This window comes from Streptomyces sp. cg40 (assembly GCF_050320165.1).
Classification (GTDB): domain Bacteria; phylum Actinomycetota; class Actinomycetes; order Streptomycetales; family Streptomycetaceae; genus Streptomyces; species Streptomyces hokutonensis.
In genome coordinates, this window is record NZ_CP190128.1 from 2,303,282 (window position 1) to 2,330,060 (window position 26,779).

Below are 26,779 nucleotides of genomic sequence, written 5' to 3' on the forward strand. Positions count from 1 at the left end.
CTGACTAGGCGTTTTCCGGGTCGGCGTACGAGCCGTAGGTCGGGCGGCCCGCAAGGTCGTACGACTGGATGGAGACGCCGGTGCTGGTGACGGTGCCGCCCGTGCGCTTGAAGGCCTTCGGCGTGGTGCCCTCGGGGAACAGGCGCAGGCCGGTGCCGAGCACGACCGGGAAGGTCACCAGGTGGACGGTGTCGAGGAGGTCGAGTTCGAGGAGGGAGCGGACCAGGGCGCCGCTGCCGTGCACCTGGAGCTCGCCCTCGGTGCGCTCCTTGAGGTCGGTGACCTCCTTGGCGAGGTCGCCGCCGAGGACGGTGGTGCCGGCCCAGGATGGGTCGGTGAGGGTGGCCGAGGCGACGTACTTCGGCAGGGCGTTCAGCTTGGACGCGATCGGGTCGGCGGGGTCGGTCATGTTCGGCCAGTACGAGGCGAAGATGTCGTACGTCCGGCGGCCGAGCAGATAGGCGCCAGACCGGTCGAAGACGTCGACCACGAACCGGCCGAAGTCGTCGTCGCCGTACACGAAGCTCCAGCCGCCGTGCTCGAAGCCGCCGCGGGTGTCCTCTTCGGGGCCGCCGGGGGCCTGGTAGACGCCGTCGAGGGTGACGAAGATGGTGGAGACGAGCTTGCCCATGTCGGGTGCCTGCTTCCTGGTGCGGGGGTTGGTGTCATCAGCTCAGACCCGGCCCGCCCCCGCAACTCATCGGTCGTCGCTACGGCACCTCACCCGGCGTGGGTCGAGAACATGCCGCCGGTCGGGCCCTGCTTGTCGCCGCCCTGGGCCTTCTTCAGGGCGTTGGCGAGGCTCTCGATGGTGAGGGACTGGAGGATGACGCGGCCGTTGCCCTCCAGGGTGGCCAGGGAGAGTCCCTCGCCGCCGAAGACGGCGTTCATCAGGCCCTGGCGGTTCAGGCCGCCGATGCGCTGGACGCCGTACTGGATGCCCTCCTCGAAGGCGACGAGGCAGCCGGTGTCGACCTCGATGCGGCCGCCGAAGTCGGCCGGGTTCAGGTCGATGAAGTTGCCCGCGCCGGCGATGATCACCGTGCCGCGGCCGGTGAACTTCTCCAGGATGAAGCCCTCGCCGCCGCTCATGCCGGTGCGGCCGCCCTGGAAGGCGATGCCGAACTGGACGCTGGACTCGGCCGCCACGAAGGCGTCCTTCTCCGCGAACCACGCGCGCGTGCCGTCCAGTTCCAGCGCGCGCATCTCTCCGGGGAGTACGCCCGCGAAGCCGACGGTGCCCTCGCCGCCCTGGGAGGTGAAGTACTGGAAAGCCAGCGACTCGCCCGCGAGCGCGCGCTGGCCGACCTGCATGGCCGTCCCCATGGCCTGCCGGAGGATGCCGCCCATGCCGCCGGAGCCGGCGCCGCCCTGCTGCTGTCCGGCGCCGGGCGGGCCGCTCAGCCGGGTCTCCATGGTCACGTTCGTCGTCTTGAAGAGGAACTTCCCGGCCTCGCAGTACACGGTCTGGCCGGGGCTCAGGTTGACGACCGCCATCTGCATGGCGTTGCCGACGATTTCTTGCTGAAGGGTCACAAGGGGAGAACGCCGGAGACAGCGGAATCAGTTCCGGCCCCCGCGAGGTCGGCGTCCGTCCGCCGCCGGCACGCGGGTGCGCGGGCCGCCGGGATGGGCCGATGACGACGACTTACGGAACTCTGAACGGCAAGGTCGCCCTGCTCACCGGCGGCAGCCGCGGCGACGGCACTGCGGCTGGCACGGGACGGCGGACGAGGTGGCCCCTGGGGGCTGCGCCCCCAGCCCCCGCTTCGGCCCTGAAGGGGCCTCGTCCTCAAACGCCGGACGGGCTGGATATTGCTGGCCTGTGTCGAGAAGGCGCCGGACAGGCCGAGGATGCCTGTCCGGCGTTTGGAAGCTCGCCTCAGCCGCCCAGCTCCTGATGCCTGGCCGCCAGTGCCGCAGCCCCCTGTTCCGTCAGGGAACCGAACAACCGCAGGCGCGAGATCCCGCCGTCGGGATAGATGTCCACGCGCGCGTGCGTTCCGATAGCCGGGGTGGGGAGGACGAAGCGGTGGTTCGTGTCGGGCTGGAGGCGGGTGCGCGGGAGGATCTCGTGCCAGTCGCCGGACTCGCCGTCGCGTACCGAGACCGATGCCCAGCCCGCGCTGTTGCCCTTGAGGTACGCCGTGTCGATCTCGACGGCGCGGATCTGCGCCTGGGCCGCGAGGGCATAGCGGATCCAGTCGTTGCCCCGGTCGCGGCGGCGGCGGGTCTCCCAGCCGTCGTCCATCTTGCGGGAGCGGCCGGGCTGGATGGTGTTGGTGGCGGGTGAGTAGAAGAGGTTGGAGGCGTCCTCGGCCCGGCCGCCGTTCTCCAGGGCGACCACGTCGAAAGTACCCAGCGCCGCCAGCCAGTTGGGGTCGGGGACCACTTCGCCGTAGACCCGCAGGCGGGCGATGCCACCGTCCGGGTGCTGGTTGACGCGGAGGTGGGTGAAGCGTTGCTCGACCGAGATGGCGAAGCCGTTCGCCGCGTGGCCGCCCACCGGCGTGCGCGGGACCAGGGTCGTCCACTTCACGTCGTCGGAGAGCAGGTCCTCGGGGGACGGGGAGCCCGGCACCGAGGTGGCTTCCACGGACACCGCCTGGGGGTAGTTGCCCCGGAAGTGGGCCGTGTCGACGACGATCCCCCGGATCACGCCCGGCGCGCCGAGCCGGACCAGTGCCCAGTCGTGGTCCTCCGGCGTCGGCCAGGGGTGGTCCGCCGAGGCGCCGCGGCGGCGACGCGTCTCCCAGCCGTCCATGATCTTGCCCTTGTGGCCGAAGTGCTCGGGGTCGAACTCGGCGGGCCCGGGCACCAGGAGGTTCTCGCGCTGGGCGAAGAACTCGTCGTTGGCGGCGATGACTCCGGCGCCGAGCTGCCGGTCGGCGAGGTTGGCGTACTGGGTGAAGGGGAAGTCGGCCGTGCGGTAGTCCGCGTACGGGTCACCGCCTCCGTAGGGGTTCGCGTCGCCGGTGAAGTTCGGAATCGCCGTCACTGAATGTGCCTTTCGGGAGTCGGCCGCTGCGGGTGCGGGGAATCGGTCGATCAGGGGGTACGGGTCAGGAGTTGGCCCTTCGGGTCGGTGAACTCGCCGTCCAGCACGATGCGTTCGCCGCGCAGCCAGGTCGACTTCACGACACCGCTGAGGGTCTTTCCGGCGTACGCCGTGACGCGGTTGCGGTGCTGGAGGGCGGCCGGGTCCACGGTGAACGTCTCGTCGGGCGCGAGGACCGCGAAGTCCGCGTCGCGGCCCGCCTCGATGGCACCCTTCCGCTCAAGTCCCGCCAGTTGTGCGGTCCTTGACGACATCCAGCGGACCACGTCCTCAAGGCCGTACCCCCGCTTGCGCGCCTCCGTCCACACCGCCGCGAGGCTCAGCTGGAGGCCGGAGATGCCGCCCCACGCGGTGGCGAAGTCGGCGGTCTTGAGGTCTGCCGTGGAGGGCGAGTGGTCCGTCACGACGCAGTCGATCGTGCCGTCGGCCAGCGCCTGCCACAGCAGGTCCTGGTTGGCGGACTCGCGGATGGGCGGGCAGCACTTGAACTCGCTCGCGCCGTCCGGGACTTCCTCGGCCGTGAGAGTCAGGTAGTGGGGGCACGTCTCCACCGTGATGCGGACGCCCTCGGCCTTGGCGGCGGCGATCAGCGGCAGCGCGTCGGAGGAGGAGAGGTGCAGGACGTGCACGCGCGCGTCGAGGCGCTTGGCGGCGGCGATCAGCCCGGCGATGGCCGTGTCCTCGGCGTCGCGGGGGCGGCTGGCGAGGAAGTCGGCGTACTTGGGGCCGCCGTGCTGCGGGGCCGCCTCCAGATGGTGCGGGTCCTCGGCGTGCACGATGAGCAGGCCGCCGAAACCGGCGATCTCGGCCAGGGAACGGGCCAGTTGGTCCTGGTCCAGGTGCGGGAACTCGTCCACGCCGGACGGCGACAGGAACGCCTTGAAGCCGAAGACACCGGCGTCGTGCAGCGGGCGCAGGTCCTTCACGTTGTCGGGCAGGGCGCCGCCCCAGAAGCCGACGTCGATGTGGGCCTTGGCCGCGGCGACCTCCTGCTTGGTACGGAGGTTGTCGACCGTCGTCGTCGGCGGAAGGGAGTTGAGCGGCATGTCGATCAGGGTGGTGATCCCGCCGGCCGCCGCCGCGCGCGTGGCGGTCCAGAAGCCCTCCCAGTGAGTGCGGCCCGGGTCGTTCACATGCACATGGGTGTCGACCAGGCCGGGCAGCAGGACGTCGTCGCCGAAGTCCTCGAACCGTGCTCCGGACGGGACTTGGGCGTCGTGGGGGAGAACGGCCGTGATCCTGCCGCCGGTTGCGGCGACCGCCGCGGCCCGCGTCCCCTCGGGAGTGATGACGCGCGTGGAGCGCACCACCAGTTCAGCGTCGGACACCCTGACCCCTCTCTGCCGCCGTCGTCGCTTCCGTTACTTGCGGGAAACGGGATTTACGCCCACGTAACGGAATTCAACGTTCTGTTGAAGGAGTCTTCACTCCCGCTCCCGTACCGTCAAGGGCACACTTCTCCACGGTGCGCCCACCGCGCACACTCTGGACGTTTCCACAAAGCGGAATTAAACTTCCGACAAGCAGAACGTAGCTACGCACAGGCGGGGAGTCAACCGACCCCCGGGTAGGCTTCAGCCCTTCCCGCCCGTGCCGAAAGGAACGCGCCGTGCCGCCGTCCAGCGCCAGCAGCACCGACTCCACCAAGTCCGCCACGGGTGGGGTCCAGTCCCTCGAGCGCGCCTTCGACCTGCTGGAGCGGATGGCCGACGCGGGCGGTGAGGTCGGCCTGAGCGAGCTCTCCGCGAGCAGCGGCCTGCCGCTGCCCACCATTCACCGGCTGATGCGCACGCTCGTGGTCTGCGGTTACGTCCGCCAGCAGGCCAACCGGCGGTACGCCCTCGGCCCGCGCCTGATCCGGCTCGGCGAGTCCGCGTCCCGGCTGCTCGGCACCTGGGCCCGCCCCTACCTCGCCCGGCTGGTCGAGGAGACCGGAGAGACGGCGAACATGGCGCTGCTCGACGGCGACGAGATCGTGTACGTGGCGCAGGTGCCGTCCAAGCACTCGATGCGCATGTTCACCGAGGTCGGCCGGCGCGTCCTGCCGCACTCCACGGGCGTCGGCAAGGTGCTGCTGGCCAACACCCCCGACCAGGAGGTGCGCGCGCTGCTCGCCCGGACCGGCATGCCCGCCGCGACCGAGAAGACGATCACCACGCCCGACGGCTTCCTCGCGGCCCTGGACGACGTGCGCCGGCTCGGCTACGCGATCGACGACAACGAGCAGGAGATCGGCGTCCGCTGCCTCGCGGTCTCCGTGCCCAACTCCCCCACCGCCGCCGCGATTTCGATCTCGGGCCCGGCGGGCCGGGTCACCGAGTCGGCGACCGGGAAGATCGTGCCGATCCTCCAGCAGGTGGCCGGCGAACTGTCGGAGGCGCTCGCCAGCCAGAACCCGGCGTGAGCGCCACGCAGCGCTGGCCGGGCCGGTACACCGACCGGTACGGCGCCGAGGACCTCGTCTTCGAGTCGGACGGCCGCGAGCTGATCCGCACGACGATCCGGGGCGTCCGCTTCGAGGGCGACAGCATGGACGACCTCGGCGCGCTCGGCGGCGAGCCGCCGGAGGCCCCGTTCGCCTTCTTCGACGGGGCGCTGTGCTCCTGCCTGCTGGAGTGGGAGGTGCCGGTGTCCGTCACGGCCGAGGGGCAGGGCGTGCGTACGGCGGTGCTGGACTGCTCGTTGCGGCTCGGGGGACCGGCCGGACCCGGCAGGGGCCTGGATGCGGAGACACTGACCACCGCCCTGCGCCTCGACGGACACGAGTACCGCAGCACCAAAGGGCACGACGTCTTCGAGAACGCGCTGAACGAGCTCCAGCGCCGACTCCCGCCAGGGATACGGCTCCGGTCCTGCGTCGCGTGCGCCTGGTCCGACTACAGCCCGTTCGGCAACGGGCTGATGGCGGGGCTGGCCTGCTTCCGTGACGTCAAGGACCGCTACCGCCTCGTCGACGGCAAGCACGGCCCGACGGGCATCTTCGAGCTCTGGGACGAGCACACCGAGTTCGTCCAGGAGACCTGGCTGTGCGGGGAGTTCGAGCACCGGTCCGGGAACGCGGGCTACCGAGGAGCGTTCCCCGCGCCGTCGAACTAGCCCTGCCCGCCCCGCGGTTGCCCGAACAGGTCCACCGCGTTGCGTACGTCCGTCAGACCCCTCGTGAGGGCGCTCACCGAGCCGATCGCGCCGGCGATCAGGAGCAACGAGCGGCGCAGACGCGGGATTTCGGGGATGCCGTCGATGGTCATCGCGGCCAGCGCCGCGAGTTCGTCCTCGGCGATGACCCGGTCGGGGAACTCGGCCGGATGCGCGGCCAGTTCGCGGCGCAACCGGGACACCGCGGTCCGCAGTTCCGCCACCCTCGGGTCCTCGTCGCTGCCGGTCACTGGCCTCTGCCCCAAGCTCCGCAACACAGCTCTCCCCCCTCGCACGCCGTCGTGCGCAAGAACTTTGTGATCCCGCCGCGCACCCCGCGACACTGGTCGGGCACCGAGGGACGCGGGCCAGTAAACGCCACCCGGTACGGGCTGCGCCACTCCACGGACCGAAATTAAGTCGGAGGATTCCGTGCCGTCGCCGCCCGGTCAGGTATGCAGGAGGTATGACGCGAAACGAAGACCAGGTGGCCGGGCTGCTGCTCGCCGCCGGGGGCGGCCGGCGGCTCGGCGGGCGGCCCAAGGCGCTGCTGGAACACCGGGGGCGGCCCCTCGTGGAACACGCGGTCGGGGTGCTGCGCGCGGCCGGGCTCACCCGCGTCCACGTGGTTCTGGGGGCGCGCGCCGACGCCGTACGCGAGCGGGCGGAGCTGACCGGGTGCGTGGTCGTGGAGAACCCGGAGTGGGAGCGGGGGATGGGGTCCTCACTGCGGGCCGGGCTCGACTCGCTGGCGGGTACGGGGGCGCGGGCGGTGCTCGTGTCGCTCGTCGACCAGCCCGGGATCGGTGCGGAGGCGGTGGCGCGGGTGCTGGCGGCCCACCGCTCCGAGGACTCGCTCGTCTCGGCCGCCTACGACGGGGTGCGCGGGCATCCGGTGCTGTTCGGGGCCGCGCACTGGGCCGGGATCGCGGAGAGCGCGACCGGGGACCGGGGGGCGCGGGCCTACCTCAAGGCGCACGCGGATTCGGTCGTGCTCGTCGAGTGCGGGGATGCGGCGGAGCCGTACGACATCGACACTGAGGCGGATCTCGTCCACCTTGAGTGAACGGGGTGACACTGAGCGCCACTTTGGCTCGATGCGGAGAATCTCGACGTCAACAAACCATTGAACTTCCACGATGAGGAAACTAGTATCCACTGTTCAGAAGCGCCCGGCGGCCCCTCGGGTGCTCTCCGTCCTACCCGGGTCATCTGGCACCCGGTGCCACGCTCGCTGAAGGAAGTGACAGTTCATGTCCGCACCAGCGCCGTCCTCGCCGGTCGTCGTCGACGCCGAACCGCTGCCCCGGCAGGAGGAGGTCCTCACCGACGAGGCCCTCGCCTTCGTGGCCGAGCTGCACCGCCGGTTCACGCCCCGCCGGGCCGGACTCCTCGCCCGCCGGGCCGAGCGCCGCGCGGAGATCGCCCGTACCTCGACGCTCGACTTCCTGCCGGAGACCGCCGCGATCCGCGCGGACGACTCCTGGAAGGTGGCCCCCTCCCCCGCCGCGCTGAACGACCGGCGGGTCGAGATCACCGGCCCCACCGACCGCAAGATGACGATCAACGCCCTCAACTCCGGTGCGAAGATCTGGCTCGCGGACTTCGAGGACGCCTCGGCGCCGACGTGGGAGAACGTCGTCACGGGCCAGCTCAATCTGATCGACGCCTACACCCGCGCGATCGACTTCACCGACCCGGGCTCCGGCAAGTCGTACGCCCTGAAGGCCGATGACGAGCTGGCGACCGTCGTGATGCGGCCCCGGGGCTGGCATCTCAACGAGCGGCACCTGCTGGTCGACGGTGAGCAGGTCCCGGGCGCCTTCGTGGACTTCGGGCTGTACTTCTTCCACAACGCGCAGCGGCTGCTGGACCTGGGGAAGGGCCCGTACTTCTACCTTCCGAAGACCGAGTCGCACCTCGAAGCCCGGCTGTGGAACGACGTGTTCGTCTTCGCGCAGGACTACGTCGGCATCCCGCAGGGCACGATCCGCGCGACCGTGCTGATCGAGACGATCACCGCCGCGTACGAGATGGAGGAGATCCTCTACGAACTCCGCGACCACGCCTCGGGGTTGAACGCGGGCCGCTGGGACTACCTGTTCTCCATCGTGAAGAACTTCCGTGACGGCGGGCCCAAGTTCGTCCTCCCGGACCGCAACGCGGTGACGATGACGGCCCCGTTCATGCGGGCGTACACCGAACTCCTCGTCCGTACCTGCCACAAGCGTGGCGCGCACGCGATCGGCGGCATGGCCGCGTTCATCCCGTCCCGCCGGGACGAGGCGGTCAACAAGGTCGCGTTCGAGAAGGTCAAGGCCGACAAGGACCGTGAGGCGGGCGACGGTTTCGACGGCTCCTGGGTGGCCCACCCGGACCTGGTGCCGATCGCCCTGGCCTCCTTCGACGCGGTGCTCGGCGAGAAGCCGAACCAGAAGGACCGGCTGCGCGAGGACGTCGATGTCAAGGCCGCCGACCTGATCGCCGTCGACTCGCTGCACGCGAAGCCGACGTATCCGGGGCTCGTCAACGCCGTTCAGGTGGGCATCCGTTACATCGAGGCGTGGCTGCGCGGGCTCGGCGCGGTCGCCATCTTCAACCTGATGGAGGACGCGGCCACCGCCGAGATCTCGCGCTCGCAGATCTGGCAGTGGATCAACGCGGACGTCGAGTTCGAGAACGGCGAGCGGGCAACTCCCGAGCTGGCGCGCAAGATTGCCGCCGAGGAGCTGGAGAACATCCGTGCCGAGATCGGCGCGGACGCCTTCGCCGCGGGCCACTGGCAGCAGGCCCACGACCTGCTCCTGGAGGTCGCGCTCGACGCCGACTACGCGGACTTCCTGACGCTGCCCGCGTACGAGCAGCTCAAGGGCTGAGCCCTCAGGAGGCTTCGGGTTTGTCCGAGTGGCCCAGGGACCTTCCCGGGGCCACTCGGTCGCGTACGAGCTGCTTCACGGCCGTGGGTTCCGGGAAGCCCTGTTCGCGGCGGTCCCAGACGACCTCGTCGTTGACGCGGACGACGAAGACGCCGCCGGTGCCGGGCTTCAGGGACAGTTCCGTCAGCTCGGTCTCGAAGGTGGTCAGCAGCTCCTGCGCCAGCCATGCGGCGCGCGGCAGCCAACGGCACTGGGTGCAGTACTCGATCTGAACTCTTTGCGTCATGTCCGTCGTCTTCCCGTCATCCCAGGTGTACCGACCAATCCTGTTCCGCCGCCGGTTTGCCATGCAGGTCGGGGACCCGCTTGAGCCAGCTCGGGCGGCCCTGCTGAGTCTTCGCCGCGCGCCGGGCCTCCTCGGCGGCGAGTTCCTCCCTGCTCGGGAAGTCGGTGGGCAGCCAGGCCGCGGAGGCCTGCACGCGCGCGTGGAGGTGGTCGACGTACGCCTCGCGGACGATGTCCGGGGTCTCCAGGCCCGGTTCGCCGGCCAGCCAGGCGTCCGGGACCTCGGCCACGATCCGGCGCAGCAGTTCCTCGGTCACCCGGGGCGCGAGTTCCGCGTCGGCGGCCCGGGTGTCGGGCGTGTAGCGGCCGAGGGCGTGGTGGCGGAAGTCGTAGGCCTTCGTGGGGTCGGCGCCGTCCCAGCGGTGGTGGAAGACGAGGGCGGCGCCGTGGTCGATGAGCCACAGGCGCGGGGGCGCGATGCCGAGGGTCGGCCAGATCATCAGGTTCGAGCTGTGGACCGTGCGGTCGACGTTGACGGTCAGCGCGTCGAGCCAGACGATCCTCCCGGCCTCCAGCGGGTCGACCGTGCAGCGCGCGGCGACCTCGGGGGTGAAGTCCTGCGCGCCCGAGAGATAGTCCATGCCGAGGTTCAGACCCGCGCTCGCGCGGTGCAGGTCCCGGACCTCGTGGTGCGGTTCCCCGTCGGCGATCTCCGGGTCGAAGTGCACGAGCACGAGCTCGGGGAAACGCAGTCCCAGGGCGCGCGCGAGTTCCCCCACGACGACCTCGGCGACGAGTGCCTTGCGGCCCTGCGCGGAGCCGGTGAACTTCACGACGTAGGTCCCGAGGTCGTCGGCCTCGACGACTCCGGGGACGGAGCCGCCGGAGCGCAGGGGTGCGACGTAGTGAGTTGCGACGACCTCTCTCAGCATGTCCTCAGGCCACCATCCTCATCGGCCCCGGGAGAATCCGGGGCCGTCCGTCCCTTGCTTCCAGCCTGCGGCATGAAGTGAACATAGTAACCGAGGGTGATCGCCACCCGCTCGCTGTCCTCACCCCGGCGTCGGCCCGACCGGGCAATGGCTCGTATCCCGAACGGCCATGCCCCGTCGGCGGATTCACAGGCGCCGGTCACTTCTGCTGCTCCAGGCTCGCTGGTTCACTCCCTGCCACACCGCCTCGATCGATCGCCCCATGAACACCGTTGGGTCGCAAGGGAGTTGTTCATGTCCGAAGTCACCACACGTGATGCTGCCCGCCGTCGGGGACATCGTCGCGGCACCGGCACTGCTCGCACCGACCACCGCCCACGAAGCTCGACGACCTAGTGGAGCACGGCGCCGACGGCGACAAAGTGATCGTCAAGGATGCGCGCCGGCAAGAACCTGATCGGTGCCTTCCGTCGGGCCCCCCCCGCAGCGGGATGCTCCCCCTCACTCACTGCCCCCCGGACGAACTGGAGACCTCTGTGACGTCACCCCTCCCCCGCTCGTGCGTCCGGCGCATCGCCGCGACGCTCGCGGCCCTGCTCGCGCTGGGCATCGGCACCGCCGACGCGGTGACCCGGAGTGCCTCGGAAGCGGACACCACCACGGCCGCCACCGCCACCTCACCCGCCATGGACTGCGCCGGTGTCACCGGGCTCGATCTGAGCGGCATCTCCGGCGCCCCCACACAGATCGCCTCGGCGACCGTCCTGGCCGCCGCCGACAACACCCTCGGCAACTGGGCGGCCTGCGAGGTCAAGGGCCTCATCGCCCCACAGATCCAGTTCGACCTGCGGCTGCCGATGACGACCTGGCAGGGCGACTACCTCCAGACCGGCTGCGGCGGCAACTGCGGTGTGGTGACCACGGGAAGCGCCCCGGCCGCCACCGGCTGCGTCCCGCTCACCAGCGGCGCCTTCGCGGTGGCCACGGACAACCAGGGCCACTACGGCACCACCATGAGTTCCGGCCTGTTCGGCACCGACCCGACACTCAAGGTCGACTTCGGCTACAGGTCCGAGCACCAACTCGCCGTCGCCGCCAAGGACATCATCAAGCGTTTCTACGGCGAGTCCGCCGGCCACTCCTACTACGACGGCTGCTCGCAGGGCGGCCACGAGGCCCTCACCGAGGCACAGCGGTATCCGACCGACTTCGACGGCATCATCGCGGGCGCCCCCGCCAACAACTGGACCGCGCACACCTTCCAGCACGCCTGGAACGCGCAGGCGGTCTTCGCCGACGGCACCGACGCCACCCTCGTCACCGCCGACCTCGCGCCACTGCACGCGGCCGTCCTCAAGGGCTGCGCCGCCGGGACCGACGGCATCATCGAGGACCCGCTCGCCTGCACCTGGGACCCGGGCAGCATCGGGTGCGCGAGCGGACAGACCCCGACCACCGCCGACTTCTGCCTCACGTCCGAACAGGTCACCACCGTAAGGAAGTTGTACTCGGGCCCCCGCGACAGCGACGGCAGGCTGCTCTATCCCGGGTGGCAGCTGCGCGGCAACGAACTCAACTGGGCCGGTGTGATCGTCCCGAGCACCAGGACGGGCTCGACCTCGAACAAGACCAACGTCGACGAACGGGTCCGCTACCTCCTCTACCCCGAGGCCCACCCCGAACTGACCTACAAGGACGTCGAGTTCACCGCGACCGCGTACCGGCGGCTGATGCGTCTCGACGAGGGCACCATGGACGCGACCGATCCCGATCTGTCGGCGTTCGAGGCGGCCGGCGGCAAGCTGATCATCTGGCAGGGTCTCGCCGACCCGAACATCTCCTCCGTCGCGGCGATGGCGTACTACAAGGCGGTCCAGAAGGAGATGGGGGGCGCGGCGAGGACATCGGACTTCGCCCGCCTGTTCCTGCTGCCGGGTGTCGCCCACTGCGGCGGTGGCCAGGGTCCCGACAGCATCGACGCGCTGTCGGCGATCGTCGGCTGGGTCACGGCCGGGCGGGCCCCCGGCAGCCTCCTCAGCCAGTCCGTCGACAGGACCAGCGGCAAGGTCACCGCCTCCCGGCCGATCTATCCGTTCCCGTACATCGCGGTGAACACCACCGGCGGCCCGGACGACGACGCGTCAAGCTACACGGCCCGGCTGTCCACCGCCGAGCAGCACCTGACCGTCGACTACCTCGGCTCCTTCCGGTCCGGATACGAGACGGTCAGCGGCTGGGTCGACGGAAAGTGGGTCACTCGCCCGGGAAAGAGCTGAGCCCGTCCCGCTCCGGTGGCGACTGAGCCAGCCGACGCAGCAGGTCCCTGCTGGCCGTGGAGACCAGCGGGGGCACGCCGAGGTCGTCCAGCATGTCGGCTGCGGCCTGCATTTCCACGGTCCGGCGTACGGCGTGCCGGTGACTGCCCTCGACCAGCCGGTCCAGGGTCGCGGCGCTCGCGCGGGTCAGCTCGTCGGCGACGATCTGGCGCAGCCACTCCTCGCAGCCCGCGGCCCCGGCCGCTTCGAGGGCCTCGACCACGGCCGCGGCCAGGCCCTTGTAGAACACACTGCGCAGCAGCTTGCGTTCGGCGGCCAGCCCCGCCGGTCCGTCGAGGACGTCGGTTCGCGCACCCAGCGGGCGGAGCAGGTCGGCGTAGCGTCGGGCTCCGGGTCCGGAGACGAGCATCGGTGTCCGCAGGCCGTTTCCCGGCACGGTCGCCATCAAGGACACGTCGACGAACTCGATCCCGGCCTCCCCGGCGATCACCCCGAGCCGGCGCTTCACTCCGGGAGCGGCGGTGTTGAGGTCGGCCCAGAGGCAGCCGGGAGCCGCTGCGGAGAGGCCCGCCCGGAGGGCGTCCACAGCGGCCGAGGCACTGTTGACGCTCAGTACGAGGTCGCTGCCCCGGGCCGCCTCCGCCTCGCTCCCCGTGTCCACCGCGCCCGGGGGCGCCGGGGCCTTCGGGTCGTAGCCGCGTACGCGTGCGCCCGCGGCCACCAGGTCGGCGGCGATCGCGCCGCCCGCCTCTCCGAGGCCGAGTACGGCGACGCGCGGGCCCTGAACCCGAGTGGAACCCACGGGCACTCCCCTCTCCATCTCTTACCTGAGGTTCCTTACCTGAAGATCCATCAAAAACCTCACAGGCAAAGGCTGTTGCTCAACCCATTGACGCCTTCTTACCGAATGTTAACAATCTGGTTCACCAAATTGGCAACAGGGAGACGGGCATGACCGACCTACCAGCCACGCATCCGACACCCTCGGACCTTGCCCGCGAATTGGTCGCGGGGGCATACGACATCCACGTCCACATCGCACCCGACCTGATGAAGCGCCGGGTCGACGACATGACCCTCGCGTCCCGCTTCACCGAGGTCGGCCTGAGCGGGTTCGTACTCAAGTCGCACTACGTACCGACCGCGGAACGGGCGGAAGTGGTGCGCGGCGCGTTACCCGGCTTCGACGCGGTCGGAGCGATCACCCTGAACGGCTCGGTGGGGGGCATGAACCCTGTCGCCGTGGAGATCGCCGGCCGCGGCGGCGCACAGTTCGTCTGGTTGCCGACCGTCGACAGCGCCAACGAGCGGGCCTGCACGGCGAGCGCTCCGGAGGGCGCCTCGCCACCCATGTGGGTCCGGCTCCAGGACGAGATGCGGGCCGCCGGGATGGCCGCGGACCCGGTCGACGTGGTCGGGCCCGACGGCAAGGTGCTGGACATCACCCGGCAGGTGCTCAGGGTGATCGCGGCCCACGACATGACACTCGCCACCGGTCATCTCGGCTCCGACGAGATCGCCGCCGTCGTGGACGCGGCGGTCGAGGAGGGCGTCCACCGGATCGTGGTCACCCATCCGGAGTTCACCTCCCAGCAGGTGGGGATCGAGCGACAGCGCGAACTCGCGGCCCGGGGCGCCCTGTTGGAGCGGTGCTTCACCACACCGCACACCGGAAAGGTCTCCTGGGACCTGTGGCTGGAGAACATCAGGGCGGTCGGCCCGGAGCACTCCGTGCTCTCCAGCGATCTCGGCCAGCCCTTCAATCCACCGGTGGAGGACGGACTGCCGCTCCTCGCCGAGCGGTTGCTCGCCGCGGGCTTCACCGAGCAGGAGATACGGATCATGGCCGTGGACAACACCCGCCGGCTCGCCGGGGCGGGGCGGGACCGATGAAGAGCGTCCTCGAAATCCGTGATCTGACCAAGCAGTTCGTCAAGGACGACCTGGGCATCGTGGCGCTGCGCGAGCTGAGTCTGGAGATCGAGGAGGGCCGCTTCGTCACCGTGCTCGGCCGCAGCGGCTGCGGCAAGTCGACGATGCTCAACATGATGTCCGGGCTCATGCCGCCCACCTCGGGTGTCGTCAGGTTCCGGGACAAGCCGGTGACCGGGCCGCGCACCGAGGTCGGCTACCTCACCCAGTCCGACACCCTCATGCCCTGGCGCGACGTCCGCCGCAACGTCGAGATGCCCATGGAACTCAAGGACGTCGAGGCGAAGGAGCGCCGGGAACGCGCGGCGGATCTCATCGAACGGGTCGGCCTCACCGGTTTCGAACGCCACTACCCGCGCGAGCTGTCCGGCGGTATGCGACGCCGGGCGAGCCTGGCCCGGATGCTCGCCGGCGCCCCCGAGGTCCTGCTGCTCGACGAGCCGTTCGGCGCCCTCGACGCCCAGCTCCGCTCCGTCCTGCAGGCCGAGTTGCTGCGGCTGTGGCAGGGCAGCGGACAGACCGTGGTGTTCGTGACGCACGACATCGAGGAGGCGCTGCTGCTCGGCGACCGGGTCGTGGTGCTCGGGCGGATCGGCCGGATCGTCCTGGACAGGGCCGTGGACCTGCCGAGGCCGCGCGACGCCGACGAACTGCGGGTGGATCCCCACTTCGTCGCCCTGCACAAGGAAATGACCGATGCGCTGCGGGAGGCGCGATGAAGACGGTGGCCGGGACGACGGCGGACGTCGAGAAGACCATGGGACAGTCGGTGACCGTGCCGCTGAACCGCACCTGGTGGGAGAAGTACGGCGGCACGGTGGTCATCTGGGGCGGCCGGCTCGTCTTCGTCGTGGTGCTGCTGGTCACCTGGCAGCTGTCCGCCGGGCGGCTGTTCGACGAGACCTTCACCAGCCGACCCCTGGACGTGGCGCACCGGCTGGCCGAGTGGCAGCGGGACGGCCTGCTCTGGTCCAACACCTGGGTCACCGTCCAGGAAGTGCTTCTCGGGTTCTTCTTCGGAGCCGGGGCGGGAGCGGTGACGGGGTTCGTCCTCGCTTCCCTGCCGACCTTCTACCGGGTGGTCGATCCGTTCGTGGTGGCGCTGTACTCACTGCCGAAGGTGGCCCTCGCACCGTTGTTCATCGTCTGGTTCGGCATCGGCATGGAGATGAAGGTGCTGCTCGCCGCGGCCACCGTCTTCTTCCTGGTCTTCCTCAACACCGCAGTGGGCGTGCGCGAGGTCGACCGCGGGCTGATCGACGCGGTCCGGCTGATGGGGGGACGCCGCCGTGACGTCGTGCGGAAGGTCGTCCTGCCCGGCTCGATGACCGGCCTGCTCACCGGTCTGAAGATCGCCGTGCCGTACTCGCTGATCGGCGCGGTCATCGGTGAACTGGTCGCATCCAACCGGGGGTTGGGCTATCTGATCAGCGACGCGGCCGCCAACTTCGACACGGCGGGAGTCTTCGCCACGCTCGTGGTCCTCGGGACCATCGCCACGATCCTGAACCTGATCGTCGGTCTGCTCGATCGCAGGGCCAACCGCTGGAAGCCTCTGGAGGTCCGGAAATGAACCGTCGGCAGCTCGTCAAGACCCTGTTCGCCACCGGCGCGGTGGCACTGACCGGCGCGGGATGCGCCGGGTCCGGTGCCTCGACGGCGGTCGGCAAGCTGTCGGTGGGGCAGGTCAGCAAGTCGATCGCGTTCTTCCCGATGTTCGTCGCGACCGAGAAGGGCTACTTCAAGGAGGAGGGCGTCACCTTCGGCGACCCTCCGGTGCTCGGCACCGGCGCCAAGGTGGCGGCCGCCCTGAAGTCCGGCAGCATCGAGCTCGGCGGCGGGGTGATGACCGACGTCCTCAAGCTCTCGGAGATCGAGAACGACATCCGCCTGGTGGCCGACCTGGTCGACAGGTACTACATCGACATCGTCACCGGCACGAAGTTCAAGGGAGCCGCGGTCAGTGCCTCGCTGGACGAACGGATCGCGTCCCTCAAGGGCAAGAAGATCGGCATCACCGGGCCGGGCAGCGGCACCGAGGCACTGGTCGTCTACCTCTTCAAGAAGGGCGGGATGGACTCACGGAAGGACGCCGAACTCGTCAACCTCGGCAGTGAACCCTCCGCCGCGCTCGGCGCGCTCAAGAACGGCCAGGTCGACGCCCTCTCCTTCGCCCAGCCGCTGGCCCAGCAGGCGGAGGGAACCGGGGTCGGCACGCTGTACATCTCCCCGTCCCGCGGCGACATCCCCGACCTGGTAGACGTCGCCCACGGGGTCTTCTTCACCACTCAGGGTGTCCTGAAGGACAAGGCCAAGGAGATCGCCGCCTTCCAGAAGGCTCTCGTCCGGGCGAAGAGCGACATCCACGACGACGACGCCGCCAAGGTCAAGAAACTGCTCGCCGAGTACCGCAGCGGGATGTCCGACGCCACGCTCGACGCGCTGCTGCCGCTGCTCAAGACGGAGATCCCGACGACGAACGCCTTCAAGCGCTCCTCCTTCGACACCGCGGTGGCCTTCCACAAGTCCGCCGGCCTCATCACGAAGACCCCCGACTACGATCTGCTCGTCCCCGAGAACCTGCGCGCCCGGTGAACGCGGACGTCCTGGTCGTCGGCGGCGGCAACGCCGCGCTCGTGAGCGCGCTGACCGCCGCCGACGGCGGAGCCCGGGTACTCCTGCTGGAACGCGCGCCCACGCACTTCCGCGGCGGCAACAGCCGGCACACCCGCAACATCCGGTGCGCACACGACACCGGCGACGAGTTCACCACCGGTTCCTATCCCTTCGCGGAGCTCTGGCGCGACCTGTGCACCGTCGGCGACGGGCCGAGCGACGAGCGGCTCGCGGAGCTGACGGTCCGTCAATCCACCGACGCACCGGCCTGGATGGCCGCACACGGCGCCCACTGGCAGCAGGCCCTCTCCGGCACCCTGAACCTGGCCCGCACCAACAGGTTCTTCCTCGGCGGCGGCAAGGCGCTGCTCAACTCCTACTACCGGACCGCCGACCGGGCCGGGGTGCGGATCGAGTACGACACCCGGGTCACCCGCCTGGAGTGGGACGGCGACACCTGCACGGGCGTCCGCACCGAGGACGGCCGCCGCGTCCGGGCCGCCTCCGTGATCTGCGCGAGCGGCGGCTTCGAGGCCAACCTCGCCTGGCTGCAACGGTATTGGGGCAAGGCGGCGGAAGGCTTCCAGGTGCGCGGACCCGCGTACAACGAAGGATGCGTGCTGTGGGAGTTACTGGACGCGGGCGCCCAACACGCGGGGCAGGAACGAGGGTTCCACGCCGTCGCGGTGGACGCCCGCGGCCCGCAGTACGACGGCGGCATCGCCACCCGCATCGACGCGATCCCCTTCGGCATCGTGGTCGACCGGTACGGCCGCCGCTTCTACGACGAGGGCGAGGACATCTGGCCCAAGCGGTACGCGATCTGGGGACGCAACATCGCGCTGCGACCGGGCCAGATCGCCTACGCCCTGTGGGACACGAAGGTCCAGGGCGCCTTCCTGCCGCCCATGTACGGCACGTACACCGCGCGGACCGTCGAGGAACTCGCCGTATCGCTGGGGCTGGACGCGCGGCACCTCGCCGGGACCGTGGGCGCCTTCAACGCGGCCGTCGACCGCGGCGACGCCGCGTCCCGCCCGTTCACCATGGCCTGGCCGGACGGCCGGGCCACCGCCGGGCTCGAACCGCCGAAGAGCAACTGGGCCCAGCGCCTCGACACCCCGCCCTATCACGCCGTACCGATGCGTCCCGGGATCACCTTCACCTACCTCGGTGTCGCGGTCACCGACCGGGCACGGGTCCGCCGGGTGGACGGCGGGGTCTTCCGGAACGTCTTCGCCGCCGGGGAGATCATGTCGGGGAACATCCTCTCCACCGGCTATCTCGCCGGGTTCGGCATGACCATAGGCACCGTGTGGGGCCGTATCGCCGGAACGGAGGCGGTGCGTCATGCCCTTGGATGATCTCTTCGAAGAGGCCGGGCGGCAGCTCACCATCTGCAACTCCTGCCGCTACTGCGCCGGTTACTGCCCCGTCTGGCCGGCCCTGGAGCTGCGGACGGCGCTGGAGCAGCGGGACATCACCCACCTCGCCAACCTCTGCCACGACTGCGGCGACTGCCTCAGCGCGTGCATGTACGCCCCGCCGCACCAGTTCGCCGTCGACCCGCCGGCGGTCTTCGCCGCGGTACGGGAGGACACCTACCGCCGCTACGTCTGGCCCCACCGCGCACCGGGACCGCGCGGCACAGGTCTCGCCTTCGCCGCGGCCTGCGTCGTACTCGCCCTGCTGGCCCGGCTGTTCACCGGCCGGTGGTTCACCGCGGGCCCCACCCCCGGCGACCCGTACGAGATCCTCCCGCACGTGCCGCTGCTGATCGCGGTCGGTGTGCCGAGTCTGTGGGCGGCCGGCGTGCTCGGCCGGGCGGTGCTGCGGTACTGGCACGACATCCACGGCCCGTTCACCGACCTGGTCCGCCCCCGGGTGTGGCTGACGACGTTCACGCAGGCCGTGCAGTTGCGGCACATGACCGGCGCGGACGCGGGCTGCGAGCGGCCCGGCCGGCGCGGCTTCCACCTGGTGCTGCTGTACGGCTTCGGACTCTGCGTCCTGTCGACCACGGCGGCGGCCTTCGCCCAGAACGTACTGGGCGCGCATCCGCCCTACCCCTGGCTGTCCGTTCCGGTGATCAGCGGGGGCATCGGCGGGGTCGCCGTGCTCGTCGGCGGCACCGGGCTGTGGGTGCGCGGTGGCGGCAGCGGATTCCTGTGGGCGCTGCTCGTGCTCGCCGCCACCGGGATGCTCACCCTGCTCCTGCGGGACACCGTCGTCTTCGGGCCGCTGTTCCTGCTGCACGTGGCCGCGGTCGTCGTCGCCTTCGGGACCGCTCCGTACAGCAAGTTCGTCCACGGGATCTTCCGGATGCTGTCCATCCACCACGACAACCTGGAGCGATGACATGGCCAACACCGCCGCGGTGATCGCCGAGCATGTGCGTGCCTCGGGGGCCGGGGTCGTCTTCGCCTATCCGGGCGACCCGGTCATCGAGCTGATGGAGGCGCTGCGCGCCCTGGATGTGGAGGTCGTCGCCGGCACCCGCGAGGGCACCGCGGTGTTCATGGCCGAGGCGCAGGCGATGGTGACCGGGCGGCCCGGTGTCTGTCTGTCGACGCTGGGGCCCGGCTCGACCGCGATCGTCAACGGGGTGGCCGCGGCCACCTGGGACCGGGTGCCGCTGCTGGCGATCTCCGGGCAGATCGACGCGGGGCGCGAGGACCTGGTCACGCACCAGGTCGTCGACCACAAACTGCTCTTCTCGCCGGTCGCCAAGTGGGCCGGGCGGATCCACCCCCGGTCCGTCGACGCCGTGCTGCGCAAGGCCCTCCGCCTGGCCGTCGCCGAACGGCCCGGGGCGGTCCATCTCACCGGCTCCGCCGAGACGTTCGCCGCGCCCGCGCCGGACACGGTCGTCACGACTCCCCCGCTCGACGGCGCCGGCGGAGGCGTCCGGGTGCACCGGACGCCGAACGGCCCGGATCCCGAGGCGCTGCTGCGGTCGGCCCGGCGCCCGGTGCTGCTGGCCGGGGCCGGCGCGACCCGGTGCGGCGCGTCCGAGGCCCTGATCGGGCTGGCGGAGGGCGTCGGAGCCCCGGTGGTCGTCTCCCCGATGGCCAAAGGGGTGTTCCCCGAGGACCACCCGTACTTCGCCGGCGTCCTCGACATGGCCTGCAACAAGGTGCTGTGGGACTTCCTCGCGGGCGCCGACCTCGTCGTCGCCGCCGGATTCGACCCGGTCGAACTGATCAGGCCGTGGTCCGTGGCGGTACCGGTCCTGCACGTCGACACCACACCCAATGTCGACCAGGTCTACCCCAGCGCCTGCGAGGTGGTGGGGGACGTCTCCACGAGCCTGGAGTGGCTCGCGAACGGCCTTCGCGGCGAGCCCCGTTGGCGGGAGGCGGACATCGCGGCCCACCGCGACCGGCTGCGTACGGCCTACTACGCGGGCCGGGTACCCGGCCGCCTCAACCCCACGGACGTCATCGACGTCGTACGTGCCGCCGCGCCCCCCGAAACCGTCGTCACCTGCGATGTCGGCTCGCACAAACTCCTCGTCGGCCAGGGCTGGCGGGCCCGCCGGCCCCGGAGCGTCCTCATGAGCAACGGCCTGTCCTCGATGGGCTTCGGTCTGCCCGGGGCGATCGGCGCCCAACTCGCCCTCGGCGACGTTCCCGTGGTCGCCCTGATCGGTGACGGCGGCTTCGCCATGGCCGCCACCGAACTCCGGCTGGCCGCCTCACGCGGGCTGCGGCTCGCGGTGGTGGTCTTCGCCGACGGCAGCCTCAACCGCATCGAGCTCAAACAGCGGGCACTCGGCTATCCCGGTACGGCGACCCGGCTGGACGACGTCGATCTGGTCGCCCTCGCGGGGTCCATGGGGTGCGCCGGGGTGCGGGTGACCTCGACGGCCGAACTGGAGAAGGCCACGGCCGGGCTGGGCTGCCTGACCGAGCCCCTGCTCATCGAGGCACGGATCGAACCCGGCCAGTACGAGGCGCAGTTCTAGGGAGCGGAGCCGAGATGACCGACGCGGAAGCCTTGACGGACGTAGCACCCCCGACCGACGCAGAACCCCCGGCCGTCGTACAACAGCCCACTGCCGTACAGCAGTTGGCCGAGTTCGCGGTCGCCCGGCGGGCGACGCCGCTCGACGAGGACGTGCGGCACGCGGCGGTGCGCGCGACCGTGGACTGGGTCTCGGCCACCGTCCCGGGCGCGGACACCCGGGCCGCCCGCGCGCTGACCGAAGCGCTGGACCCCGGCCCCGGGGCCGCCCGGCTGATCCCGTCGGGGCGGGCCACCGACGTCCGCACGGCCGCGCTGCTCAACGGCACCGCCGCGCACGCCGCGGAACTCGACGACATCTACCGGGACGCCTTCTACCACCCCGGTGCGCCCACCATCGCCGCCGCGTTCGCCGTCGCCGACCTCCTGGACGCCTCCGGCGAGGACTTTCTGCGCGCCGTGACCATCGGGTACGAGATCGGCGCGCGGATCGCGCTCGCCACCGGACCGGAGCACTACCGCAACTGGCACACCACCGGAACGGTGGGCACCTTCGGCGCCGCCGCCGCGGCGGCGGAACTGCTCCGGCTGGACACCGGCCCCTTCGCGGGCGCGCTGGCGCTCGCCGCGACCATGGCCGCCGGGTTGCAGCAGACCTTCCGCTCGCCGTCCACGGGCAAACCGCTGCACGCGGGGCACGCGGCCGAGGCCGGGGTGGTGGCCGCGCTCGCCGCCGGGAAGGGGCTCGCCGGCGCCCTCGATGTGCTGGAGGGACCGGCCGGCTTCGGCGTGGCGACGGCCGGGGTCACCGACCTCTCGGTCTCCGGGCTGGGTGATCCGTTCTGCGTCACGGCCACGACGGTGAAGTACCACGCCTGCTGCGGTCACACCTTCGCCGCGATCGACGCCGCGCTCGAACTCCGCGCCGACGGACCGGGGTTGGAGGAGATCACCGGCATCGAGATCGAGACCTACGGGACGGCCGTCCGGGTCGCCGGACGGGTCGACCCCACCGAGGCCGACGAAGCGAGGTTCAGCCTGGCCTACACGGTCGCCGCCGCGCTGGTCCTGGGCAGCGTACGGCTGCGCGCCTTCGACCCCTCGGCACTGGGCGATCCCGCGATCCGGAACCTCATGGCGAGGACCACGGCACGGGTCGACCCGGAGCTGGACGAGCTGGCCCCCGGCCGCCGGGCCGCCCGGGTCCGGATCACCGACCGGCACGGCGTCGTACGTGAACGGCTGCGGCTCACCCGCAAGGGCGACCCCGAGGACCCCCTGAACGACGAGGAGTTGCGGGCGAAGTACGACGAGCTGGTGCCTCCCTTCATCGGCCGGCCACGGGCAGGGTCGATCGCGGGCGCGCTGTGGGAACTGCCCGCTCTCCCGCGGATGAGCGCCCTGGACTGGGGGTGAGGTGATGGACGACGGCACGGGACTTCTGGTCGCCGGGACGTGGGTGAACGGCCCCGGCAGGCTGCCGGTCGCCGACAAGTACACCGGCGACGTCATCGCCGAACTCCACGTCCCCGGGCCCGGCCAGGTCGACGCGGCGATCGCCTCGGCGGCCCGCTCCGTGGGACAACTCCCCCACCAGGAAAGGGCCTTGGTCCTGCGCCGCGCCGCCCGTCTCCTCGACGAGCGGCGTGACACGGTCGTCGACCAGTACGTGGCCGAGACCGGTTTCACTCCGGCGGACGCCGTCACCGAACTCGACCGCACCCTCCTGATCCTCGAACTCTGCGCCCAGGAGGCCCTGCGGCTCACCGGAGAGATGGTCCCGGTGCAGGCCGCCGCCGGTCACCACGACTCGCTCTGCTTCACCCTCCGCGTCCCGGTCGGTGTCGTCGCCGCCGTCACGCCGTTCAACGCCCCGCTCAGCACGGTCGCCCACAAGATCGCCCCCGCCCTCGCGGCGGGCAACGCGGTGGTCCTCAAACCCTCCGAGCAGACCCCGCTGTCCGCGATCGCCCTCGTCCACGCGCTCCTCGACGCGGGACTGCCGGAAGGGCTCGTCCATCTGCTGCCCGGCCCCGGCGAAACGGTCGGCGACCAGCTCGTACGCCACCCTGACGTCCGCTACATCACCTTCACCGGGTCGACCGCGGTCGGCCGCCGCATCCGGGCCGTCAGCGGTCTGGCCCGCACCCACCTCGAACTCGGTTCCAACTCACCGACGCTGCTCTGGCGCGACGCCGACCTCGACCTCGCCCTGCCGCTCCTCGCCCGCGCCGGGTACCGCAAGGCCGGACAGGTGTGCACCTCCGTGCAGCGCCTGTTCGTGCACGAGACGATCGCGGACGAGGCCACCACACGCCTGACCGCCCTCGTCCAGACCATCGCGTACGGCGATCCGCGCGCCGCCGGTACCCAGGTGGGCCCGTTGATCGACACCGGGGCGGCCCGGCGCGCGCAGGCCCTGGTCGAGGACGCCGTGGGCCACGGCAGCCGCCTGCTCACCGGCGGAGCCCGGGAGGGCGCGGTGATCGCCCCCGCGCTCCTGGCCGGGCTGCCCGACGGCGCCCGCCTCGCCGCCGAGGAGGCGTTCGCCCCGCTGATCGCCGTGGCCTCGGTCGGCTCCCTCGACGAGGCGGTGCGCCAGATCGAGGCCACCCGGTACGGCCTCCAGGCGGGGGTGTTCTGCCAGGACCTCGACGTCGCGCTCGGCTTCGCACGCCGGCTGCACACGGGCGGCGTGATCATCAACGACACGTCGAGCTGTCACCCCGATCCGATGCCGTACGGCGGGGTGAAGGACAGCGGTCAGGGAGTCGAAGGACCCGGGTACGCCGTCCCCGACATGACCGACTCCCGAACGGTCCTGATCCGGCACCGCCACCCCCTGGACTGACACATCGGCGAATTCGATATCAGGCGGAGAAAATAGCGCCCGCACGCGCCGCCATCCGTCGCACCGATATATCCGCGATCAACCTCAACTCGCCCTGGATTCAACCAAGTTGATAAAAAATCATGAGGAAATCAAAGTCCCCTTAGACGGCAATCACAGAGTTAAAAGATGGAATTCATTTGTCCAAACAGAAGCCCTGAGGATTTCTGAATCCCATCCACTGCGGGGAATGTTCTTTGGAAGTCCTCCGGGCCGCCCCGGAAAGGAACATTGAATTGCAGGACAAAAACTCTCATCGCAGGTCGCACCGGCGCGGAAGGAAAGCGGCGCTGGCTGTCGCCGCCGCGTCGGCCCTTCTGTTCGGAGCCCTGTACGCCAACGCGAACGCCGCCTCCGTCCAGGGCAGTTCTTCTTCCAGCACGTCGGCGGCCACGACCGCGTCCAGCACGTCCGCCACAACCGTCTCCGACGTGGTGGACGCCGCCAACACCTTCCTGGACACCCTGGACGACGACCAACAGGCCGAGGTGCTCCTCGACTTCACGGAGGCGAACGCCACCGCCTGGTCGAATCTTCCGTGCGGTTCGACCTGCCGGGTCGGCATCGAGCTGAGCACGCTCAGCGACTCACAACTCACCGCGGCCAAGGCGGTGATCGAGGCGGCGACGGGCACCGGCACCGACTCCGGATACGACCAGATCACGCAGATCCTGGCGGCCGACGACGTCCTCGGCGAGACCGCCAGCGGCTACGGCAGCGGCAACTACTACCTGGCGTTCCTGGGCACGCCGAGTACGTCCGGCACCTGGCAACTGCACTTCGGCGGCCACCACCTGGCGCTGAACCTCACCTACAAGGACGGAGAAGTCGAGGGCACCACCCCGTACTTCGTCGGCGTCGAGCCCACCAGCTGGACCGACGACGACGGCACCTCGTACGCACCCCTGTCCGGGATGCGCGACGGGATGCTGTCGATGCTCGAAGGGCTGAGCAGCACCGAACTGTCGGAGGCGAAGCTCTCCGAGTCGTTCTCCGACGTGCTCCTCGGTCCGGGTGACGACGGTGACTTCCCGGAGACCAAGGAAGGCCTCGCGGTCAGCGAACTCACAGACGCCCAGCAGCAGTTGGTACTCGACGCGATGGAGCCATGGGTCGACGTGGCGGACGACACGACGGCGGCTTCCACGCTGAGCACGTACGAGTCGGAGCTGGACGACACCTACATCGCGTACTCCGGCAGCAGCGACCTGGACGCCCAGGGCGACTACGTGCGCATCGACGGACCGGGGGTCTGGATCGAGTTCGTCTGCCAGGACGGCGTGGTCTACACGAGCCAGATCCATTACCACACCGTCTACCGGGACCACGACACCGACTACGGAGGAGAGTTCACGTTCTGATGAGCCGCCTGCCGATCTCACTGTCATCAGCACTGCGCAAGATGGCCGGGATCGCGGTGACGGCAACGGCGGCGCTGCTTCTGGCGGCGCCGCCCGCCGTCGCGCATCCCATGCCCCACTCCGTGATCCTGCTCGACGTGCACAAGACGTCGGTGACCGCCGAACTGGACCTGCCGGTCGGCGACTTCTCCACGGCGAGCGGCATCGACCTGAACGACTCCACCACGGCCGCGCTGACGAAGCAGACCCCCGCGATCCGCGCCTACCTGGCCGCCCACCTTCGCCCCACCACCCTCCAGGGCACGGCATGGACCGTCACGTTCGGTGCCCTCGCACTGGGCCGTACCGAGCAGACCTCCACCGGCCCCTACCGCGAACTGACCGTCCACGCCACGCTCACGGCGCCGCAGGGCGGGGACACCCGCCACTTCGCCCTCGGTTACGACGCCGTCGTCCACCAGGTCGTCACCCACACCGTCCTGGTCTCCGTGCGTCAGGACTGGGCCACCGGCAAAGTGGCCGACGGGGACGAGAACACCGCCACCCAGGTGGGCGTCATCCGCATCGACTCCCGGACCATGAAGGTCACGCCCCTCACCGTCGACCTGGAGAGCGGGAGCGTCTGGAGCGGGACCTTCGCCATGTTCCGCCTCGGCGCCACCCACATCCTCGAAGGCACCGACCACCTGCTCTTCCTGCTCATCCTGCTGTTGCCCGCGCCCCTGCGCGCGGCCCGAAATCGCTGGCGCGGGACGGTCGACGCCCGGACAGCCGTCGGCCGCATCGCCCGTACCACGCTCGCCTTCACGCTCGGCCACTCCCTCTCACTCGCCCTGAGCGCCTTCGGCGACCTCGACATCCCCGCCCGGCCGGTCGAGGCGTTCATCGCGTTCAGCATCCTCGTCGGCGCCGTCCACGCCGTACGTCCGCTCTTCCCCGGACGCGAGGCCGTGATCGCCGGCTTCTTCGGACTCGGACACGGCATGGCGTTCTCCCTCGTCCTCGCCGACATGCATCTCTCCACCACCCAACTGGCCCTCAGCCTTGCGGGGTTCAACCTCGGCATCGAGGCGATGCAGCTGCTGCTCGTTCTCCTCGCCCTGCCGAGCCTGCTGCTCCTCACCCGGGTGCGCGGGCGGTCCGCCCTGCGCTGCACGTGCGCCGCGCTGACCGCCTGCGCCGCCGTCGGCTGGCTGCTCGACCGCGTCGGCGTGCCCAATCCCGTCGCCCGAGCCGCGGACAGCGCCGGATCCCATACGTCCCAGCTGTTCCTCGTCCTCGCCTGCACGGCCGTGCTCTCCACGGTCCGGCTGGGCATCCGCCACCGTCGTGGACGAGGAGTGACGGGAGATGAGCATGAACCAGGAACTGCCCGGACTCCGGTACTGACGGCTCGCGGCGTCAACGAGCCTTCGCAGCAGGGTGGTTGACGGAACACGGAGCTGATGGACG

Annotated in this window: 24 protein-coding genes; 16 read left to right on the top strand and 8 right to left on the bottom strand. The window is 70.5% G+C overall.

What is annotated here, in order from left to right:
* Positions 1-4: 4 nt before the first annotated feature.
* The 4 genes from ACQHII_RS10145 to allB form a co-directional block, all read right to left on the bottom strand.
* The gene (locus tag ACQHII_RS10145; protein WP_427918969.1) at positions 5-631 is read right to left on the bottom strand and encodes a dihydrofolate reductase family protein; all 627 of its coding nucleotides are present in this window, start codon (positions 629-631) and stop codon (positions 5-7) included.
* An 89-nt stretch (positions 632-720) separates the two neighbouring features.
* Positions 721-1,536: an AIM24 family protein gene (locus ACQHII_RS10150; RefSeq protein ID WP_019071205.1), complete on the bottom strand. Its 816-nt coding sequence runs from the start codon at positions 1,534-1,536 to the stop codon at positions 721-723.
* Positions 1,537-1,882: 346 nt separating this feature from the next.
* A complete protein-coding gene (gene alc, locus ACQHII_RS10155; RefSeq protein WP_427918970.1) occupies positions 1,883-2,998 on the bottom strand; it encodes an allantoicase in 1,116 nt (371 codons plus the stop codon).
* A gap of 50 nt (positions 2,999-3,048) precedes the next feature.
* Positions 3,049-4,386, bottom strand: coding sequence for an allantoinase AllB (gene allB / locus ACQHII_RS10160; RefSeq protein ID WP_427918971.1), 1,338 nt, complete (start codon positions 4,384-4,386; stop codon positions 3,049-3,051).
* Positions 4,387-4,667: 281 nt separating this feature from the next.
* On the opposite strand from allB, the gene ACQHII_RS10165 reads away from it, so the two are divergent.
* Together ACQHII_RS10165 and ACQHII_RS10170 are read left to right on the top strand one after the other, a co-directional pair.
* Positions 4,668-5,462, top strand: coding sequence for an IclR family transcriptional regulator (locus ACQHII_RS10165; RefSeq protein WP_427918972.1), 795 nt, complete (start codon positions 4,668-4,670; stop codon positions 5,460-5,462).
* The gene (locus ACQHII_RS10170; protein ID WP_427918973.1) at positions 5,459-6,154 is read left to right on the top strand and encodes a DUF6304 family protein; all 696 of its coding nucleotides are present in this window, start codon (positions 5,459-5,461) and stop codon (positions 6,152-6,154) included. Before ACQHII_RS10165 ends, ACQHII_RS10170 begins: the two co-directional genes overlap by 4 nt.
* Here ACQHII_RS10170 and ACQHII_RS10175 read toward each other — a convergent pair.
* Positions 6,151-6,444 (bottom strand): DUF5955 family protein, encoded by a 294-nt coding sequence (locus ACQHII_RS10175; protein WP_235029506.1) that lies wholly within the window; start codon positions 6,442-6,444, stop codon positions 6,151-6,153. The two genes, ACQHII_RS10170 and ACQHII_RS10175, sit on opposite strands and share 4 nt — an antisense overlap.
* A 215-nt stretch (positions 6,445-6,659) precedes the next feature.
* On the opposite strand from ACQHII_RS10175, the gene ACQHII_RS10180 reads away from it, so the two are divergent.
* Positions 6,660-7,259, top strand: coding sequence for a nucleotidyltransferase family protein (locus ACQHII_RS10180; RefSeq protein WP_427918974.1), 600 nt, complete (start codon positions 6,660-6,662; stop codon positions 7,257-7,259).
* 187 nt (positions 7,260-7,446) lie between these two features.
* A complete protein-coding gene (aceB, locus tag ACQHII_RS10185) occupies positions 7,447-9,069 on the top strand; it encodes a malate synthase A (protein ID WP_427918975.1) in 1,623 nt (540 codons plus the stop codon).
* Between the two features lie 4 nt (positions 9,070-9,073).
* Here the strand turns inward: aceB and ACQHII_RS10190 are convergent, their stop codons facing one another.
* Together ACQHII_RS10190 and ACQHII_RS10195 are read right to left on the bottom strand one after the other, a co-directional pair.
* Positions 9,074-9,355, bottom strand: coding sequence for a SelT/SelW/SelH family protein (locus ACQHII_RS10190; protein WP_427918976.1), 282 nt, complete (start codon positions 9,353-9,355; stop codon positions 9,074-9,076).
* A 16-nt stretch (positions 9,356-9,371) separates the two neighbouring features.
* Complete coding sequence (locus tag ACQHII_RS10195; RefSeq protein ID WP_427918977.1) at positions 9,372-10,286, bottom strand: HipA family kinase; 915 nt, start codon at positions 10,284-10,286, stop codon at positions 9,372-9,374.
* A 536-nt stretch (positions 10,287-10,822) separates the two neighbouring features.
* Between ACQHII_RS10195 and ACQHII_RS10200 the strand changes: the two genes are divergently transcribed.
* Positions 10,823-12,562, top strand: a complete 1,740-nt coding sequence (locus ACQHII_RS10200) for a tannase/feruloyl esterase family alpha/beta hydrolase (protein ID WP_427918978.1) — start codon at positions 10,823-10,825, stop codon at positions 12,560-12,562.
* Here the strand turns inward: ACQHII_RS10200 and ACQHII_RS10205 are convergent.
* Positions 12,540-13,364, bottom strand: coding sequence for a DUF1932 domain-containing protein (locus ACQHII_RS10205; RefSeq protein WP_427918979.1), 825 nt, complete (start codon positions 13,362-13,364; stop codon positions 12,540-12,542). The two genes, ACQHII_RS10200 and ACQHII_RS10205, sit on opposite strands and share 23 nt — an antisense overlap.
* A gap of 149 nt (positions 13,365-13,513) precedes the next feature.
* Between ACQHII_RS10205 and ACQHII_RS10210 the strand changes: the two genes are divergently transcribed.
* From ACQHII_RS10210 to ACQHII_RS10260, 11 genes are all read left to right on the top strand, one after another.
* Positions 13,514-14,455 carry a DUF6282 family protein gene (locus ACQHII_RS10210; protein WP_427918980.1) on the top strand — a complete coding sequence of 314 codons (942 nt, stop codon included), beginning with the start codon at positions 13,514-13,516 and terminating at the stop codon, positions 14,453-14,455.
* A complete protein-coding gene (locus ACQHII_RS10215; protein WP_427918982.1) occupies positions 14,452-15,213 on the top strand; it encodes an ABC transporter ATP-binding protein in 762 nt (253 codons plus the stop codon). Before ACQHII_RS10210 ends, ACQHII_RS10215 begins: the two co-directional genes overlap by 4 nt.
* Complete coding sequence (locus tag ACQHII_RS10220) at positions 15,210-16,067, top strand: ABC transporter permease (RefSeq protein WP_427918983.1); 858 nt, start codon at positions 15,210-15,212, stop codon at positions 16,065-16,067. Before ACQHII_RS10215 ends, ACQHII_RS10220 begins: the two co-directional genes overlap by 4 nt.
* Positions 16,064-17,089 (top strand): ABC transporter substrate-binding protein, encoded by a 1,026-nt coding sequence (locus ACQHII_RS10225; RefSeq protein ID WP_427918984.1) that lies wholly within the window; start codon positions 16,064-16,066, stop codon positions 17,087-17,089. The genes ACQHII_RS10220 and ACQHII_RS10225 overlap by 4 nt, the downstream gene beginning before the upstream one ends.
* Complete coding sequence (gene tcuA / locus ACQHII_RS10230) at positions 17,086-18,474, top strand: FAD-dependent tricarballylate dehydrogenase TcuA (protein ID WP_427918985.1); 1,389 nt, start codon at positions 17,086-17,088, stop codon at positions 18,472-18,474. Before ACQHII_RS10225 ends, tcuA begins: the two co-directional genes overlap by 4 nt.
* On the top strand, positions 18,461-19,468 hold the full coding sequence (locus ACQHII_RS10235; RefSeq protein ID WP_427918986.1) for a hypothetical protein: 1,008 nt from the start codon (positions 18,461-18,463) through the stop codon (positions 19,466-19,468). Before tcuA ends, ACQHII_RS10235 begins: the two co-directional genes overlap by 14 nt.
* Before the next feature lies 1 nt (position 19,469).
* Positions 19,470-21,077 (top strand): thiamine pyrophosphate-binding protein, encoded by a 1,608-nt coding sequence (locus ACQHII_RS10240; protein ID WP_427918987.1) that lies wholly within the window; start codon positions 19,470-19,472, stop codon positions 21,075-21,077.
* A 14-nt stretch (positions 21,078-21,091) separates the two neighbouring features.
* Positions 21,092-22,492, top strand: coding sequence for an MmgE/PrpD family protein (locus tag ACQHII_RS10245; protein WP_427918988.1), 1,401 nt, complete (start codon positions 21,092-21,094; stop codon positions 22,490-22,492).
* A gap of 4 nt (positions 22,493-22,496) precedes the next feature.
* Positions 22,497-23,927 (top strand): aldehyde dehydrogenase family protein, encoded by a 1,431-nt coding sequence (locus ACQHII_RS10250; protein ID WP_427918989.1) that lies wholly within the window; start codon positions 22,497-22,499, stop codon positions 23,925-23,927.
* A 275-nt stretch (positions 23,928-24,202) separates the two neighbouring features.
* The gene (locus ACQHII_RS10255; protein WP_427918990.1) at positions 24,203-25,327 is read left to right on the top strand and encodes a DUF3500 domain-containing protein; all 1,125 of its coding nucleotides are present in this window, start codon (positions 24,203-24,205) and stop codon (positions 25,325-25,327) included.
* Positions 25,327-26,757, top strand: a complete 1,431-nt coding sequence (locus ACQHII_RS10260) for a HupE/UreJ family protein (RefSeq protein ID WP_427918991.1) — start codon at positions 25,327-25,329, stop codon at positions 26,755-26,757. The genes ACQHII_RS10255 and ACQHII_RS10260 overlap by 1 nt, the downstream gene beginning before the upstream one ends.
* The last annotated feature ends 22 nt before the right edge of the window (positions 26,758-26,779 follow it).

Bases quoted from the DNA above. Each gene is read 5' to 3' on its own strand.
- aceB (WP_427918975.1), top strand. From the start codon at position 7,447: ATGTCCGCACCAGCGCCGTCCTCGCCGGTCGTCGTCGACGCCGAACCG.
- ACQHII_RS10250 (WP_427918989.1), top strand. From the start codon at position 22,497: ATGGACGACGGCACGGGACTTCTGGTCGCCGGGACGTGGGTGAACGGC.
- ACQHII_RS10260 (WP_427918991.1), top strand. From the start codon at position 25,327: ATGAGCCGCCTGCCGATCTCACTGTCATCAGCACTGCGCAAGATGGCC.
- ACQHII_RS10225 (WP_427918984.1), top strand. From the start codon at position 16,064: ATGAACCGTCGGCAGCTCGTCAAGACCCTGTTCGCCACCGGCGCGGTG.
- ACQHII_RS10215 (WP_427918982.1), top strand. From the start codon at position 14,452: ATGAAGAGCGTCCTCGAAATCCGTGATCTGACCAAGCAGTTCGTCAAG.
- ACQHII_RS10195 (WP_427918977.1), bottom strand. From the start codon at position 10,286: ATGCTGAGAGAGGTCGTCGCAACTCACTACGTCGCACCCCTGCGCTCC.
- ACQHII_RS10145 (WP_427918969.1), bottom strand. From the start codon at position 631: ATGGGCAAGCTCGTCTCCACCATCTTCGTCACCCTCGACGGCGTCTAC.
- ACQHII_RS10235 (WP_427918986.1), top strand. From the start codon at position 18,461: ATGCCCTTGGATGATCTCTTCGAAGAGGCCGGGCGGCAGCTCACCATC.
- ACQHII_RS10220 (WP_427918983.1), top strand. From the start codon at position 15,210: ATGAAGACGGTGGCCGGGACGACGGCGGACGTCGAGAAGACCATGGGA.
- ACQHII_RS10245 (WP_427918988.1), top strand. From the start codon at position 21,092: ATGACCGACGCGGAAGCCTTGACGGACGTAGCACCCCCGACCGACGCA.
- ACQHII_RS10180 (WP_427918974.1), top strand. From the start codon at position 6,660: ATGACGCGAAACGAAGACCAGGTGGCCGGGCTGCTGCTCGCCGCCGGG.
- ACQHII_RS10240 (WP_427918987.1), top strand. From the start codon at position 19,470: ATGGCCAACACCGCCGCGGTGATCGCCGAGCATGTGCGTGCCTCGGGG.
- ACQHII_RS10210 (WP_427918980.1), top strand. From the start codon at position 13,514: ATGACCGACCTACCAGCCACGCATCCGACACCCTCGGACCTTGCCCGC.
- ACQHII_RS10190 (WP_427918976.1), bottom strand. From the start codon at position 9,355: ATGACGCAAAGAGTTCAGATCGAGTACTGCACCCAGTGCCGTTGGCTG.